Raw genomic sequence first — 15,865 nt, forward strand, 5'->3', positions numbered from 1 at the left:
TTTTATCTTAACTTATTTTCATTTTTTAGCTTATGGTTTTCTATAAGTAAAACAAAAATTAAAGATAAAAGCAAACCTGGTATAATACCCAAGCAAAGATAGAAAAAAGAATTATATTTAAAAAAGAAGAAAAGTGCACCAAAAAGCATTAAAGCTAAAGATGCACCTTTGAAAAATTCTAAAATATAGATCAATGACCTTCCTCAACAACAGTTGCACCCGCTAAATATACATAAGTTAAAATCATAAAAATAAAAGCTTGTAAAAATGCCATAAAAGTTAAAAGCACATAAGCAGGAAGTGGAGCTATATAAGGAACTAAAGCTAAAATTACCATTAAAAATAAATCGTCGCCTTTAATATTTCCAAACAAACGGAAGGACAAAGAAACCACACGAGAAAGATGAGAGACTATCTCTATAGGAAACATCAAAGGAGCTAAAAGTTTAATAGGTCCCATGAAATGAGCAAAATACTTTACAAAACCTTGTGCCCTAATACCCTCAAAATGATAATATACAAAAACTATAATAGCCAAGGACAAAGTCAAATTTAAACTTGCAGTTGGAGCGTGAAAACCAGGTATTATACCTATAATATTACTAAAAAACACTATAATCCCCAAAGTTGCAACCAAAGGAAGATATTTTCTTGCACCTTTTTCACTTCCCATGGTATCTCTACCCATAGATAAAACTCCCTCTAAAAAAGCCTCACCTAAATTTTGCATACCGCGTGGAACAAGTTGCATAGAACGAGTAGCCATCATAGCCACTATAACAGCAATTAAAGCTACCAAACCTATGTGAAAAAAATAAGAAAAAGTATGACTTGCATCAAGCAAAGAGCTAAATAAAAATAAATCTTTCATGGTTTCCTCAAAAATTTTATTCTAAACTCGAAATTTTAGCAAAATCTTACTTATATTTTAATGAAAATTTACATCCATTCTAAAACTTGCGAAAGTTCTTTAGCAACAAAACACTTAAGCCCTATATCTTCCAAAGGCTTAGAAGGAACAATGGCATTTTTAAATTTTTGCATTTTAGCTTCTTTTAAACGCGTATCAAGGCTAAAAACCTCTCTAATTTCTCCATTTAAACTAAGCTCCCCTATAAAAATACTATCTTTGCTCAAAGGGCGATTTTTAAAACTTGAAATAATAGCTGCAACCACAGCCAAATCCGCCGCAGTTTCGCTTACTTTTACTCCGCCACTAATATTTACAAATACATCATAATGCCCCAAAGGAATTTCAAGCTTTCTTTCAAGCAAAGCCAAAAGCATATCTAAGCGATTTTTTTCATAGCCCGTAGCGCTGCGTTTTGGATAAGAACTTTCACACACCAAAGCTTGAACTTCTAAAACCAAAGCACGAGATCCCTCCATTACAACACCTAAAGCACTTCCTGAAATAGCCTTTCCACGAGTAAAAAAACGATTTGCCAAATCTTTTGCACTGATCAAACCCTTAGCAGTCATCTCAAAAATACCTACTTCATTCGTTCCACCAAAACGATTTTTAAAGCCTCTTAAAAGTCTGATTTCTTTAGTGGCATCTCCCTCAAAATAAAGCACCACATCTACCATATGCTCAAGAACTCTAGGTCCTGCTATAGCACCTTCTTTAGTAATGTGCCCTATGATAAAAGTACTGATATTATAAGCCTTACTCACACGCATAAGCTCAAAAGTAATCTCACGCACCTGAGTGATGCTTCCTGCTGCTGAAGTGATTTTATTTGAATATAGAGTTTGTATAGAATCAACGATAAGAATGCTATAATCTTTTTTGTGCAATTCTTCTAAAATATTTTCAAGGCAAAGTTCAGTAAGTAAAAATAAATTCGGAGTATTAGCCTCAAGACGATCAGCTCTTAATTTAATCTGGGCTTTACTTTCTTCGCCACTGACATAAAGCACTTTTTTACCCTGTTTAGCTAAATTTGAAGCAATTTTTAACAAAAGCGTAGATTTTCCCACACCTGGACTTCCGCCTATAAGCACTAAAGAACCTTCAACAAGCCCTCCGCCTAAAACCAAATCAAGCTCATTATCATCTGTGCTGTATCTTGTAAAATGCTCTAACTCCACATCTTCAATACAAACAGCCTCACTTGTTTTCATGCTAACTTGCGCAAGCTCTTTTAAAACTTTAATTTGCTCAGCTTTTAATTCTACAAAACTATCCCAAGCTCCACAATCAGGACATTTTCCAAGCCATTTGCTTTGTTGATTTCCACAAGCTTGACATTCAAAAAGTGCTTTATTTTTTGCCATTATTCAAAAATAGGATCTAATAAAGTATCTAAATAAGCACTTGCATTAAATTCTTGTAAATCCGTCATTTGCTCACCCACGCCTACATAAAAAATAGGAAGCTCAAGCTCTCTTGCTATACTAAAAAGTGCACCCCCTTTAGCTGTCCCATCAAGCTTTGTGATAATCACACCATCAAGTTTTACAAGCTCATTAAAAGCTTTAGCTTGTAAAATTCCAGCATTTCCCTGTGTTCCATCTAAAACTAAAATTTTTCTATGGGGTGCGCCTTCTAAAGCTTTGTTTGAAATTCTTACAATTTTTTCAAGCTCATGAGCTAAATTTTTTTGATTTTGCAAACGCCCTGCTGTATCGATAATAACTCTATCAAAATCCTTTGCTTTTGCTTTAGAAATGGTATCAAAAGCAACCGCTGAAGGATCATGCCCTTGTGCAGTTAAAACTATATCTACATCCACTTTTTGCGCCCAAAGTTTTAATTGCTCAATCGCACCTGCTCTAAAAGTATCACACGCTCCTAAAATCACTTTTTGATTTTGGTTTTTGTATAAATAAGCAAGCTTGGCAATACTTGTTGTTTTTCCTGCTCCATTTACTCCTAAAATAAGCTCTACAAAAGGTTTTTCTTGATTGGTTTCTTTTTTTTCATAAAGAAAATAAGAACCCATAACACGCTTTAAATCTTCTTTTTTTACTTCATTTTGAGGTGGTAAATAATAAATTATCTCTTCAACTATTTCATAACTTACATCTGCTTCAAGCAAAATTTCTTCAAGCAAATCTTTGGTTATCTTTTTATTCTCTCCTTTAACTCCAACAATATTTTCAAGAGTTTTTGCAAGTCCTTTTTTAAAAAAATTAAACATTAAAGTATAGCCTTTTGTATATCAATTTCTAGCATTTCTTCAGGAATAAGCCCTAAATACTGATTAATCAATTTAGAATGCTTGTTGTAAAGAAACATGGTAGGAATTCCATTTACCCCACCTAAAGCTTTAGCTAAAAGATAGTTATTTTCACCATTAGCGACTTTATAAGATATTTTATGCTGTTCTATAAATTTTTGAATCTCATCGTTAGATTTATCTTCTAATAAAACCCCAACTATATTAAAATCATTATTATACTTTTCTTGTAATTTATTAAGATGAGGGATTTCAGCAATGCAAGGGGTACACCAAGTGGTAAAAAATACAAACAAAGTTACCTTATCTTCATCGTTGAAATTTAAAACGGCATTTTCTTTTTTAACTGAAATTGATCCTCCATCAATCAAATTAAGTTTAAAATTCATATCATCACTTTGATTTATACTTGCCTCGGTGCTTAAATTTACATCATTTTGCTGCTTTTCTTTATCATTGCTACAAGCAACAAACAAACAAGATATTGCCACTAGTAAAAGTATTTTTTTAATCTTCATTATTTATCAATCCTTTATTATTCTTTATAAAAATGCTAAAATTATAACATACATAAGATAATATTTTTTTAAAGGCATATTAATGGAAAAAACAGATTTTAGGGCATTGCAAAAAATACGCCTTTTCAAACATTCAAAACTAAATTTCAAACAAGATTATAAAATATTTAAAGAATGTCTTAAAATAATAAAGCTATTTAAAGCTAAAAATATTTTAATTTTTATTCCTTTGCATTATGAACCAAACTTAATAAAATTTCGCCATATTCTTAATAAAAATTACAAACTTTTTGTTCCATTTATGCAAGATAAAAGTTTAAAAATTGTAAAATTAAGATTGCCTTTTATTAAAAAAAGGTTTGGGGTTTTAGAGCCTATAGATTCTTTTTTTAAAGCAAAAATTGATTTAGCTATTGTGCCTGTAATTGGCGTCGATAAAAATTTAAAAAGAATAGGACATGGGCAAGGTTTTTATGATAGATTTTTTGAAAATTTAAATTACAAACCTCATATAATATTTATCCAAAGTATAGATGCTTTAAGTCAAAATAATCTAACACAAAAGCATGATATTTCAGGAAAATTATACATAAACCCTTATAAAAAATATTACAAGAAAGAAAGAAAAAATGATAGAATCACTTATCGCACTTATAGCCGCTATAGTCGGACTCGGTATAGGATATTTAGTTGCAAAAAAAATCAATGATGCCAAATATGAAATTTTCGTAGAACAAGCCAAAGCTAAAGCCAAAGCTATAGAATACGAAGCGGAGCTTATTTTAAAAGATGCAAAAAATTCAATTCTTAATGCAGAATTAGAAGTTAAAAAAAAATACGAAGAAAAAACTCACAAATTTCAAAAAGATTTTAATCAAAAATTTGATGATCTTTCTAAAAAAGAACAAAAACTTCAGCAAGAAGAAGAAAAACTAAAAGAAGATAAAGAATACCTTTGCAAGTCACAAAAACACATTCAAAACTTACAATCTGATGTTGATAAATTAAAAAATAAATATCAAGAAAAACTTGACGATGTTTTAAAAATTTTAGAACATTCGACAGGACTTACACAAAATGAAGCCAAAGAAATCATTCTTAAAAAAGTAGAAGAAAATTCTCGCGAGCAAATTGCACATATAGTAAGAAAATATGAAGAAGAAGCAAAAAATGAAGCTAAAAGAAAAGCTAATTTCATCATTGCTCAAGCTACTTCTCGTTTTGCAGGTGAATTTGCAGCTGAAAGACTTATCAATGTTATTAACATTAAAAACGATGAACTTAAAGGACGTATCATTGGTAAAGAAGGGCGCAATGTTAAAACCTTGGAAATGGTTTTAGGTGTTGATATTATCATCGATGATACACCAGGTGCTATTATAGTAAGTTGTTTTAATCTTTATCGCCGTGCTATTGCTACAAAAGTTATAGAACTTTTAGTTGAAGATGGCAGAATTCAACCCGCGCGCATAGAAGAAATTCACGAAAAAGTGTGTAAAGAATTTGATAGTGCCATTCTAGAAGAAGGCGAAACCATAGTTATGGATCTAGGTTTAAATAAAATACACCCTGAAATTGTAAAACTCATAGGAAAACTCAAATACCGAGCAAGCTATGGACAAAACGCTTTAGCACATTCTTTGGAAGTGGCTCACCTTGCAGGAATCATTGCTGCTGAGTGTGGTGGAGATGAGAATTTAGCACGTCGTGCGGGAATTTTACATGATATAGGAAAAGCATTAACCCATGATTTTGAAGGATCTCATGTGGATTTAGGTGCAGAACTTTGCAAACGCTACAAAGAGCATCCTGTAGTAATCAATGCTATTTACGCACATCATGGACACGAAGAAGCTACAAGCATAGAATCAGCAGCTGTTTGTGCAGCAGATATTTTAAGTGCTGCACGACCTGGAGCTAGAAGAGAAGTGTTAGAAGCTTTCTTAAAAAGAGTCAGTGAGCTAGAAGATATCGCTAAAAGTAAAGAAGGAATTAAAAATGCCTATGCAATCAATGCCGGAAGAGAAATTCGCGTCATAGCCAATGCTCAGCTTGTTAATGATGATGAAAGTGTACTTTTAGCTAAGGAAATAGCAGCTGAAATTCAAGAAAAAATGCAATATCCTGGTGAAATTAAAGTCAATGTTATACGTGAACTTAGAGCTGTAGAATACGCTAAATAAGGTTTATTATGCAAGATATGATTGATACTTTAATAAAATATGGTTATATTGTTTTATTCTTTTACTCTTTAGGGGGCGGGATGGTTGGAATTTTAGCTGCAGGAGTTTTAAGTTCTCAAGGAAAAATGGATCTTAGTTTTTGCATTGCTCTTGCTTTTATTGCTAATACCATAGGTTCAACTTTGCTTTTTATACTTGGAAAATATTATAAAAAAGACATTATGCCTTATTTTAAAAAACACCGACGCAAGATAGCCCTTGCTATGATAAAAACAAAACAACATGGAATTATTTTACTTGTAACTCAAAAATTTATTTATGGTTTAAAAACTTTCATTCCCATAGCTGCAGGTATGGCAAAATATAATTTTATTAAATTTTTTATTATCAATACTCTAGCTAGTTTGGCATGGGCTATTGTTCTAGGTTTTACTGCTTATACTTTTGGGTATGTTATTGAAGCAATTTTTGATAAACTGAGTTTATATCCTTATGCTGCTCCTTTATTTTTATTATTTTTAGCCGGAATAATTTGGCTTTATTTAAGTAAATTTTCTAAAAAATAATGTCTCTATGGAATTCTTTTTCTTACTCTTTTAAAGAATTTCATTATTTATTTTTCTCTGTTGTTGTTATTTTTATTTTTAATATCCTTTTAGAATATAATAATTTTTTAAACTTTAAAAACCAAAAACATTACCTTATAGACAACGCTCTATTAACGCACCAATATATAAAATATAATAAAAAAAATAAAAAATACTGGGTTTTAAAGTTACAAACTGAAAACTTCACTTTTTATACTACAAGTTTTAAGGATTTAAATTTAAGCAAGAATCAATTTTTAAGCCTTAGAATTATCACCCATAATATTAACTTTAAAGACTATCTGAGTAAAAGTTTTTACGCACCTTCTTATGATTTTGAAAAATTAAAAGAAAAAGAATACAATCCCATTATATCTTACTTCTTAAATCAACATACAAATGAAAAGATTAAAGAATTTTATGGTGCTTTATTTTTTGCACTGCCCATATCTTTAGAGCTTAGAAACGATGTAAATTACTACGGTATAGCACACCTTATAGCAATTAGCGGTTATCACATAGGCTTACTTTTTAGTTTAATTTTCTTTATTTTAGCTCCAATTTATAGTTTTTTCCAAAAAAGATATTTTCCTTATAGAAATTTACGTTTAGATTTAAGTATTTTAATTTTTGCACTACTTTTAGCTTATGCTTGTTTAATAGGATTTGTCCCTTCTTTTGTGCGCTCCTTGATTATGGCTTTTTGGGTTTTTTATCTATTGTGTAAAAATATAAAAATCATTAATTTCGTTACGCTTTTTTGTAGTATTTTATTGTGCATTTCTCTTTACCCTAGACTTTTATTTAGTATTGGATTTTTATTTTCTATTTTAGGTGTTTTTTATATTTTTTTATATATGCATCATTTTGCAAATAAATTTAATAATCTTATAAATATTATTTTGCTTAATATTTGGACTTTTTTTGCTATGGTTTTACCTGTGCTTTATTTTTTTCCACTTATAAGCTACCAACAAATTTTAGGTATTATTTTGAGTGGAATTTTTGTAATATTTTATCCTTTAGTATTATTTTTGCATCTTATAAACTATGGAGATTTGCTCAATTTTATCTTAGATGAATTTTTTAAATTTAAAATTTATGGAACTAATATCCATATCCCATTTTGGATTTTTATAAGTTATCTTATTGCTTCTTTAATCTCTGTGCGATTTAAATATCTAGCTTTTCTTTGTATTTTTGCGAATTTTATTCCCTTCATTATGATTGTGATTTAGAAAATAATAGAGTTTAAGCCCAAAAAGATAAATAATCCAAGAAATATAAATCCAAATAAAAAAGAATAAAATAGTAGAAAAAGATCCATAAACGCTAGCGTATGTTTTATTATATACCACGTAATATACAAATAAATTTTTTCCTATATACCAAATAGTACCCGCTCCAAAAGATACTAAAGCTAAACTTTTAAGAGTTCCCTTATGAACAGAACTTGAATAAGATATAAAAAATAAACCCCAAATAATTACAAAGGGTAAAATTTCAAAAAAATTAAACCCTATTTTATAATCATCTAAAGTTTGTTGGATAAAACCTGAAATATAAAAACTAAGCCCAAGCCCCAAAGGAACAAGAGTTAAAAGAGTCCAATAAGAACTAATACTTTGCCAAAGTCCTTTAGGTTCATTTTTAGTAATGCGATTGATTACAAAATCATAGCCTGAAAAAAAAGCTAAAGAAGTAAATGCCATAGCAATAAGACCTACAATACCCAAATTTACACTATTTTTTAAAAAAGTATCGATGTAGGTAGCAACAACATCTTGTTGCGTTGGTATTAAAAAAGCAAAAATTACTTGCTTTGCTTTTTCATAATAAGCTTTAAAACTGGAAATTTGCGTAAAAACAGAAAAACATACAAATAAAATAGGTATTAAAGATAATACAGTATAAAAACTAAGCGCTGCTGCATAATTTAAAATTTCCTTATCACGCAAATTTAGTAAAATAGTAAAAAAATTTTTCACCTTCTAAAGTCCCATTTTAAAAGGATTTAGTATATTATTTGGATCAAAAGCTTTTTTAATATTTCTCATTAAATTCATTTCGGCTTCAGAAAAAGCTAAATTCATAAAAGGTGCCTTAGAGAGTCCGATACCATGCTCTCCGCTTAAAGTTCCTCCAAGTTTCACTGTTAATTTAAAAATCTCTTCCACAGCTTCATAGCCTTTTTTCACCTGCTCTTTATCATTTTTATCAGGAACCATAACATTAGTATGCACATTTCCATCCCCTGTATGTCCAAAGCAAGGAATTTTAAAACCATATTTTTTAGAAATCTCATCTATACCTTCAAGCAAAGTAGGTAGTTTAGAACGCGGAACTGTAATATCTTCATTAAGTTTTAAAGTTCCATACATGGCAATGCTTTGAGAACAATTTCTTCTAGCAAACCAAATATCTGCGGTTTCTTGTTCATCTTTTGCTATTTTAAATTCGCTAGCGCCAGCTTCTAAAAAATAATGTTCTAAATTTCTTAAATCCTCATCAATAGCCTCTTTAACATTACCATCCACATCAGCAATCAAAATAGCTCCAGCTTCTATAGGCAAACCTTTATTAAATTTGCTCTCAACCGCTCTAATGCTAAGATTGTCTAAAAATTCCATAGATACAGGACTTACACCGCTAGCAAGACTTTTGTAAACCGCATTCATAGCACTTTTTACACTTGGAAAAATAGCAAAAGCAGTTTTTTTAAATTTAGGCAAAGGTATTAATTTTAAAGTAAGCTCACTTAAAACTGCCAAAGAACCTTCACTAGCGATTAAAATTCCTGCCAAATTATAACCTGCTACATCTTTAATAGTGCGTTTCCCTGCACGAATGATTTCTCCGCTAGGCAAAACAGCCCTTAAAGCCATCACATAATCTTTTGTAATGCCATATTTTGCAGCTCTCATTCCCCCAGCATTTTCGCTTACATTACCCCCTAAGCTTGAATACTCCATGCTAGCAGGGTCAGGTGGATAAAAAAGTCCGTATTTGGCTACTTCTTTTTGTAAATGTATATTAATAACCCCAGGTTGCACAACAGCCACTAAATTTTCAAGATCAATTTCTAAAATTTTATTCATATGCTTTTCAAAAGCAAGCACCACCCCGCCATTAACAGCTAAAGCTCCTCCTGTAAAACCAGATCCTGAGCCTCGCGGTATGACTATGATATTATTTTCATTACAAAATTTTAAAATTCGAGCAATATCTTCTTCATTTCTTGGAAAAAGAACCCCATCGGGTAAATAATGTTTTTTTGTCGCATCATAGCTATAAGCTCTTTTGTGAATTTCATCAAAATAAGCGTTTTCTTCTCCTAAAAATCGTTTAAAATATTGTTCAAATTCTTTTTTCATGTTTATTGCACCTTAGGAAGATTAATCAAAGCATCATAATACCTATAATAATTTCCTATTTCTTGAGAGTTAAAATCAAAAAAATTACTTTTATATCCACCTATACGAGAATAAAAAGGAACCTGAACGCTAGTTGGCTTGCTTATAGGCACTTCATAAAGCTTATTAAAATCTTGACAATCCACAACTTCTGCATGATTTTCCAAAGCCACAACCAAAATGCCGACCGCATTATCATCACAAAATTGCCTAAAATCTGAACGCTTAGGAGAAAGAGTAGCCGTTCTAATTAATTGTGCTCCAAAAATATCAATATGGGTAAAATATATCTGCGGAAATTCTCTAACAAGTTCATTATAAGTTTGTTCATCAGGAGCAATTACCAATCCTCTATCATAAAGAAAATTTAAAACAACCTCATCACCTACTTTAGGTAAAACATTTGGTAAAGGCAAAGCATCTTGCTTAAGAGCTGAAAAAACACTAAATTCTAATTTTGCCAAACCATTTTTTTTATCTATAACACTTGCTCTAGCGATGATACTTTGCGAATTGCTAAAATGTTGCACTACTACGCCACTTGAATAAAGTTTTATATCATCACTATCTTTAATATAACCATAAATATCATCAACTTTTACAAGTTCACTTTTTATAGGTTTTAAATCAAATCCAACCGCAAAGAGGCTAAGGTTTAAAGCTAAAAAACACACTATAGTTTTAAACAAATTTGCTCCTTAAATAAAAATTTATAGAATTATAATCCTTTTTTGTTAAGCAATTGTAAGAAAAATAAAGTAAAATATAGCTTTCAAATTTCAAAATTCTTTTAAAAATTAAGGTTATCTCATGAAAAAATTATTGCTTTTATTTATTTTTGTTGTTCAAAGTTTTGCAGCTTTAAGTGTTGAAGAGCTAACTTGGGATAATGGAGATACCTTGCTTAAATTCCTACAAAGAAATTCCATACCTATGTCGCTTTATTATGGACTTGATAGAGAAGATCAAGAACTTGCTTCTGATATAGCCTATAAAATAAAATATCAAGTTTTAAAAGATGAAAACAACAACATAGAACAAGTTTTAATTCCAATTAGTGATGATTTACAAATTCATATCTATAAAGATAAAGATGGACAATACACTCTTGCTTTTACTCCTGTATCTTATCAAAAAGAAGATAGAATTTTACATTTAACCATTAAAAGCTCTGCTTATCAAGATGTCTATGAAGAAAGTGGTAGCAGTACTTTAGCTCGTGCTATGGTTCGTGCTTTTCGAGGAAGTATAAATTTTCGCAATATCCAAAAAGGTGATGAAGTAACCCTATATTATGAACAAAAAAGACGCATGGGTAAACTTTGGGGTGATATAAATATAAAAATGGCAATGGTAGAAATCAATAAAAGCGCTAGAGAAGTCTTTTCTTATAATGATATATTCTATGATCGTGATGGCAAAGAATTAGAATCTTTTTTACTTACAAAACCTGTGAATTACACTAGAATTTCTTCTCCTTTTACAACAGCAAGATATCATCCTATATTAAAACGCTATCGTGCCCATCTTGGTATAGACTATGCTGCACCTACTGGAACTCCTGTGAAAAGTGCTGGCAAAGGAGTAGTAACCTTTATAGGCACAAAAGGTGGTTATGGAAATGTAATTCAAATCAAGCATGACTCAGGTTATATGACTTTATATGCTCATCTTAGTCGTTTTGCAAAAATTAAAAACGGACAAAAGGTAAATCAAGGACAAGTAATTGCATATGTTGGTTCAACAGGTATGAGCACAGGTCCTCATTTGCATTTTGGAGTATATTTAAATAATAAAGCTATAAATCCTGCATCTGTTGTAAAAATCGCCAAATCAGAACTTAGTGGAAAAGCGAAAGAGAATTTTAAACATATCATAGCTGGATACGAGCAGGTTGTTAAAGAAGCCCTAGCCTCGAATCAACCTAATCCTCCAAAAGAAGAAGATTTTGAAAACTATATAGAATTTTAATTACTCAATAACGCTTTATCTTTTGCATTGATTAAAGAATGTAGAAGAGTTGCAAGCTCTTCTTTTTCTTTTTCATTAATTTCACAAAAATCTGCATCAATCAATTGTTTCACCAAAGCTTCATTTAACAAATCTCCATCGCCAAATTCTCTAGCTTTTTGAATGATTTTTAACACCCTTAAATCTTTTCTTTCATACATTTTAATCCTTTAAATAAACCACACTCACAAAACGCTTAGTCGTTTTATCACGACGATAAGAAAAAAAACTCTCATCATCAAAGCTACAAATTCCACAATCTTTAATATTTTCAATGCCTAAATTTTGCGCTTGAAATTTTACTAAAGCTTTTAAATCAAGTTTATCATCTTGAACAAATTCTTTAAATTCTTTTTTAGCAAATTCTAAAATTTCTCCATCTATTTCATAATTTTTAGCACAAATTCCAGGCAGGATAAAAAGATGAAATTTATTCTTATCTAAATGTGAATTTTGCATAGTAATTTGATCAACGCATTCTTTTAGGATATTTTCAAAGCTTCCTTTTCTACCTGAATGCAAAGCTGCTATAATACCACTTTCATGATATAAAATCAAAGGCAGACAATCCGCACTTAAAACACAAAGAGCGATATTTTTTTCCTTGCTTATAAGTCCATCACAACTGAGATTTTTTAAATTTTCATCATAAATGATAACTTTATGAGAATGAATTTGATCCATAAAAACACATTTTTCAATATCTTTAAAACCTAAATGAGAAAATAAATTCTCATTATGAATTTTAGCTCTAAAAACATTATAATCCTTATCAAAAGCACAAAAAATACCGACTTTATCATTTTCTAATAAAGATAAGAAATTCTTTCGACTTCTTCCCATGATAATCCTTTGTTTTTACCTTGTAATTGTGCATAAATATAACGAGCAAGTAAATCACTTTCTATATTGATTTTTCTACCTACTTGATAGTCTTTAAAAAGCGTTTCTTTAAAAGTAATAGGAATAATAGTAAGCCTAATACCATTTTTTAAAATTTCATTGATAGTAAGACTTACCCCATCAACGCCTATACTTCCTTTTTCTGCCATAAATTTCATAGCTTCTTTGGGTAAAGATATATAAAAATCCACTCCATTTTCATCTTTTTGAATCTTTTCAAGTGTGCCGATAAAATCAATATGTCCTTGCATAAGATGTCCATCAATTCTATCGCCATATCTTAAAGCAGGTTCTATATGAACTTTATCTTTTAAATTCTCTATAACTATATGAGTGCGACTTTCACGAGAAAGCTCCACTTCAAAACCCCCTTCATAAAGTTTTGTTACACTTAAACAAGCTCCATTTACGGCTATGCTATCGCCAAGATTTGGGCAATATTTTGCTTTTAAGCTTAAAGTATTGTTTTGATAAGATTGAACTTTAGCAATTTCTCTTATGAGTCCATTAAACATTTTTTACCTTAAAAAATCTTATTTAATAATTTATTCACCGCTTTATCTACTTTATCACCTGTACTTTTAGCACCGTCACTCATACCGCCGCCTACTACATTTTTAATAGAATTTAACACGCTTCCTGCATTTAAATTTACTTTAGGATTTTCCGTAGTTCCTGTAATACTTCCTTTAAAATTAGCTCTATCAAATTTAATATCAAAAGGCAAATTTAAAGCCCCGCTTTTAGAATTTAAAGCTCCTGATTGTACTAAAATATAAGAACGATCTGCTTGCATATTAAGATCAAACTTGATATTTTCTTTTTTAATCAAAGCTTTAGCATTAGCAGTGCGATAAACATCATTGGTAATATCTTTTAGTGTTAAAATTTTTAAAGCATTGGTAATAAGATTTGGTTTTAATTTACCCTCTTTCATATCCAAATTAACCTCTCCTTCTTCGCTTAAAAGATTGTAATTTGCCTTCACATCTGCCTTACCTTGATAAACATCCATAAAATCTAAACCTTGAGCTAGACTACTTAAATCCACTCCATTTAAATCAGCAAGCAAAAGGTTATCTTTAAGTGTGCTTTGAAGCTTTCCTTCAAATAAATTCGGACTATTTACAACAAAATTTAAATTCTTATCAAAACCTACCTTTCCATTAAATTCTGCCTTACCTTTAAGTTTTCTATCCAACAAAAAACCTAGTTTTGAAAAATCATTTATCTTTAGATTAAAATCCGAATTTAAAAGCATTTTGCTTATATCAAAACTTCCTTGTAGTTTTGTAAGATCAGCTAAAGATGAATTTAAAACAGAATCAAATTGAGCGATATTGTTTTTAAAATTAATTTTGGTATTTAAATCATAACTTGTATTGTTTGGAAAATTTTTATTTAAAATTTTACTTAAAGTTGCGGCATTTAAAATGCCTTTAGCTTCTAAATTTGCTTTACCATTAAGGTTGCTAAAATCGATATTATCTAAATTAACTTTTGCATTAACAATCCCACTGGCATAATTTGGCATACCTGCTATAACAAAAAGTTTAGATAAATCAAGTTTATCAATGTTTAAATCAAGTTTTTTACCATTTGAATCAGCCTTGATTACACCATCTGCCAAATTTGCATTTGCATTTAAATTTTGTATTTGAGTGCCTATAATATGAGCTTTTGCAGTAAGATCTGCCTTACCTTGTAATTTTTGTCCTGCTATAGCACTAAACTGGGACAAGTCATCAATAAAAGCATTTAAATCTGTATTTAACTCACTATTTTTTAAATTATAAGTTCCTTGAAGTTTTTTGATATTAAGCAAATTTGAAGCAAGCAAAGCATTGTAAGCAATATTGCTATTTTTTGCATTTGCTTTAGCATCAAAACTAAAAATTGTATTTGGAAGCTCTATTTTAGCTAATTTTTTAAGCTCATTGGTGTTAATCTTTGCATTGTTTATTTTTGCTTCAAGATCAAAATTAGAAAAATCCAAATCTGCATTTAAAAGTTTAGCATTTAAATTTCCAGAAACCAAAGCTCCGTATCCTGCAAGAGCTAATAATTTTTCCAAACTTGCTTCATTAATATCTGCAAAAATTTTATTATTTTTCAAACTTGCCTTTACCTCTCCACCAAGTCCGATAACTTGAGCATTTAAACTTGATAAGGCATTATTTACAACACTTGTTTCGCCTATCACGCCCAAACTACCATTTAATCTAGTTTTTGTAAGTTTTTCAAGCTTTGCAAGAGAAGGAATATTTAAATTAAAATCAGTACTTAAAATATTCTTACTCATATCATAAAGAGTTTTTTGGGTTTGTAAGTTAAGATAATCATTGTAAATTTTACTTACAGCATAAATCTTATCTTCTTTAACATTGGCCAAAATTTCTGCTTTAGGATTAGAATTTAAAGGCAAGTCTAAAGAAAAATCTTTTTTTATCGCCTCATAGTTTATATAACTTGTATCAAGTTTTATGATGATATTTCCATCAGGTTTTAAATTCTGTGCTGAAATTTTTGCTTGAGCATTTAAAAAACCTTTAGCGTAACTAGGGTAAGATAAAAGATGAAGTATTTCTTCTATCTTAAGATTTTGCGCATCTAAATTTAAAGCAATAGGGCTGTAATTATACATTCTTGCATTTAAAAGTACATTTGAACCTAGTAAATAACCCTTTCCATCTAAAGTAAAATCACTTGCTTTACCTTGAATCTTACCGCCAAAAGAAAGATTTTGATTTAAATTTAAACCTAAATTTTTAGCATAATTTTGATTTAAAGAAATAAGATAGTCAAGATCAAATCCAAGCTTAAAAGGACTCAAAGCTCCCTGAAGATTACAATCTGCCATATTTGCAATATTTGCTTGCAGTTCAAGACTTGAAAAACGCAAATTAAAACGCGTGATATTTACATCTAATCCCGCATTTTCTTTGATCTTTTTTTGTGCTATATTTGCCACTATATTATTACCAAAACTTGTAAAAAGTATGGTATAAAGAGCGATTAAAAGCACAACAACAAAAGCTACAATGCCATAAAAAATCTTTTTCATTT

At 30.1% G+C, this 15,865-nt stretch carries 17 protein-coding genes; 5 read left to right on the forward strand and 12 right to left on the reverse strand.

Features of this window, described 5'->3' with window-relative positions:
* Window positions 1-2 precede the first annotated feature (2 nt).
* The 5 genes from FBF02_RS05885 to FBF02_RS05905 form a co-directional block, all read right to left on the reverse strand.
* A complete protein-coding gene (locus FBF02_RS05885) occupies window positions 3-194 on the reverse strand; it encodes a membrane protein (RefSeq protein WP_002852856.1) in 192 nt (63 codons plus the stop codon).
* Window positions 191-871 (reverse strand): F0F1 ATP synthase subunit A, encoded by a 681-nt coding sequence (locus FBF02_RS05890; RefSeq protein ID WP_002858390.1) that lies wholly within the window; start codon window positions 869-871, stop codon window positions 191-193. Before FBF02_RS05890 ends, FBF02_RS05885 begins: the two co-directional genes overlap by 4 nt.
* 68 nt (window positions 872-939) lie before the next feature.
* A complete protein-coding gene (gene radA, locus FBF02_RS05895; protein WP_002858434.1) occupies window positions 940-2,280 on the reverse strand; it encodes a DNA repair protein RadA in 1,341 nt (446 codons plus the stop codon).
* Entirely contained in the window at window positions 2,280-3,146 is an 867-nt protein-coding gene (gene ftsY / locus FBF02_RS05900; RefSeq protein ID WP_002858085.1) for a signal recognition particle-docking protein FtsY, read from the reverse strand. Before ftsY ends, radA begins: the two co-directional genes overlap by 1 nt.
* Window positions 3,146-3,703, reverse strand: a complete 558-nt coding sequence (locus FBF02_RS05905) for a TlpA disulfide reductase family protein (protein ID WP_002858112.1) — start codon at window positions 3,701-3,703, stop codon at window positions 3,146-3,148. Before FBF02_RS05905 ends, ftsY begins: the two co-directional genes overlap by 1 nt.
* A gap of 82 nt (window positions 3,704-3,785) precedes the next feature.
* On the opposite strand from FBF02_RS05905, the gene FBF02_RS05910 reads away from it, so the two are divergent.
* Genes FBF02_RS05910 through FBF02_RS05925 form a run of 4 tightly spaced genes read left to right on the forward strand, consistent with a single transcriptional unit; the run spans window position 3,786 to window position 7,711 of the window.
* Complete coding sequence (locus FBF02_RS05910) at window positions 3,786-4,412, forward strand: 5-formyltetrahydrofolate cyclo-ligase (protein ID WP_002875342.1); 627 nt, start codon at window positions 3,786-3,788, stop codon at window positions 4,410-4,412.
* On the forward strand, window positions 4,333-5,886 hold the full coding sequence (gene rny, locus FBF02_RS05915) for a ribonuclease Y (protein ID WP_168940576.1): 1,554 nt from the start codon (window positions 4,333-4,335) through the stop codon (window positions 5,884-5,886). The genes FBF02_RS05910 and rny overlap by 80 nt, the downstream gene beginning before the upstream one ends.
* A gap of 8 nt (window positions 5,887-5,894) precedes the next feature.
* A complete protein-coding gene (locus FBF02_RS05920; protein WP_002856055.1) occupies window positions 5,895-6,452 on the forward strand; it encodes a DedA family protein in 558 nt (185 codons plus the stop codon).
* Window positions 6,452-7,711 (forward strand): ComEC/Rec2 family competence protein, encoded by a 1,260-nt coding sequence (locus FBF02_RS05925; RefSeq protein ID WP_002873165.1) that lies wholly within the window; start codon window positions 6,452-6,454, stop codon window positions 7,709-7,711. Before FBF02_RS05920 ends, FBF02_RS05925 begins: the two co-directional genes overlap by 1 nt.
* Here the strand turns inward: FBF02_RS05925 and FBF02_RS05930 are convergent.
* The 3 genes from FBF02_RS05930 to FBF02_RS05940 are packed head-to-tail and all read right to left on the reverse strand — an operon-like array spanning window position 7,655 to window position 10,575.
* Complete coding sequence (locus FBF02_RS05930) at window positions 7,655-8,461, reverse strand: YihY/virulence factor BrkB family protein (protein WP_002852725.1); 807 nt, start codon at window positions 8,459-8,461, stop codon at window positions 7,655-7,657. The genes FBF02_RS05925 and FBF02_RS05930 overlap by 57 nt on opposite strands.
* 3 nt (window positions 8,462-8,464) lie before the next feature.
* Complete coding sequence (locus FBF02_RS05935) at window positions 8,465-9,847, reverse strand: FAD-linked oxidase C-terminal domain-containing protein (RefSeq protein ID WP_002852810.1); 1,383 nt, start codon at window positions 9,845-9,847, stop codon at window positions 8,465-8,467.
* A 2-nt stretch (window positions 9,848-9,849) separates the two neighbouring features.
* Window positions 9,850-10,575, reverse strand: a complete 726-nt coding sequence (locus FBF02_RS05940; protein ID WP_002852692.1) for a plasminogen-binding N-terminal domain-containing protein — start codon at window positions 10,573-10,575, stop codon at window positions 9,850-9,852.
* A 121-nt stretch (window positions 10,576-10,696) separates the two neighbouring features.
* Here FBF02_RS05940 and FBF02_RS05945 point away from each other — a divergent pair, with 121 nt between their 5' ends.
* Complete coding sequence (locus tag FBF02_RS05945) at window positions 10,697-11,857, forward strand: M23 family metallopeptidase (RefSeq protein WP_002852845.1); 1,161 nt, start codon at window positions 10,697-10,699, stop codon at window positions 11,855-11,857.
* On the opposite strand, the gene FBF02_RS05950 is transcribed toward FBF02_RS05945, so the two are convergent.
* The 4 genes from FBF02_RS05950 to FBF02_RS05965 are packed head-to-tail and all read right to left on the reverse strand — an operon-like array spanning window position 11,854 to window position 15,863.
* Entirely contained in the window at window positions 11,854-12,057 is a 204-nt protein-coding gene (locus tag FBF02_RS05950) for a hypothetical protein (RefSeq protein WP_002852756.1), read from the reverse strand. The genes FBF02_RS05945 and FBF02_RS05950 overlap by 4 nt on opposite strands.
* A 1-nt stretch (window position 12,058) precedes the next feature.
* Entirely contained in the window at window positions 12,059-12,739 is a 681-nt protein-coding gene (locus FBF02_RS05955) for a polyphenol oxidase family protein (protein WP_002852800.1), read from the reverse strand.
* A complete protein-coding gene (locus tag FBF02_RS05960) occupies window positions 12,703-13,314 on the reverse strand; it encodes a riboflavin synthase (protein WP_002852828.1) in 612 nt (203 codons plus the stop codon). Before FBF02_RS05960 ends, FBF02_RS05955 begins: the two co-directional genes overlap by 37 nt.
* Before the next feature lie 8 nt (window positions 13,315-13,322).
* A complete protein-coding gene (locus FBF02_RS05965; protein ID WP_002852788.1) occupies window positions 13,323-15,863 on the reverse strand; it encodes a hypothetical protein in 2,541 nt (846 codons plus the stop codon).
* Window positions 15,864-15,865 lie beyond the last annotated feature (2 nt).

It is taken from the genome of Campylobacter sp. CFSAN093226, assembly GCF_012897595.1.
Classification (GTDB): Bacteria; Campylobacterota; Campylobacteria; order Campylobacterales; family Campylobacteraceae; genus Campylobacter_D; species Campylobacter_D jejuni.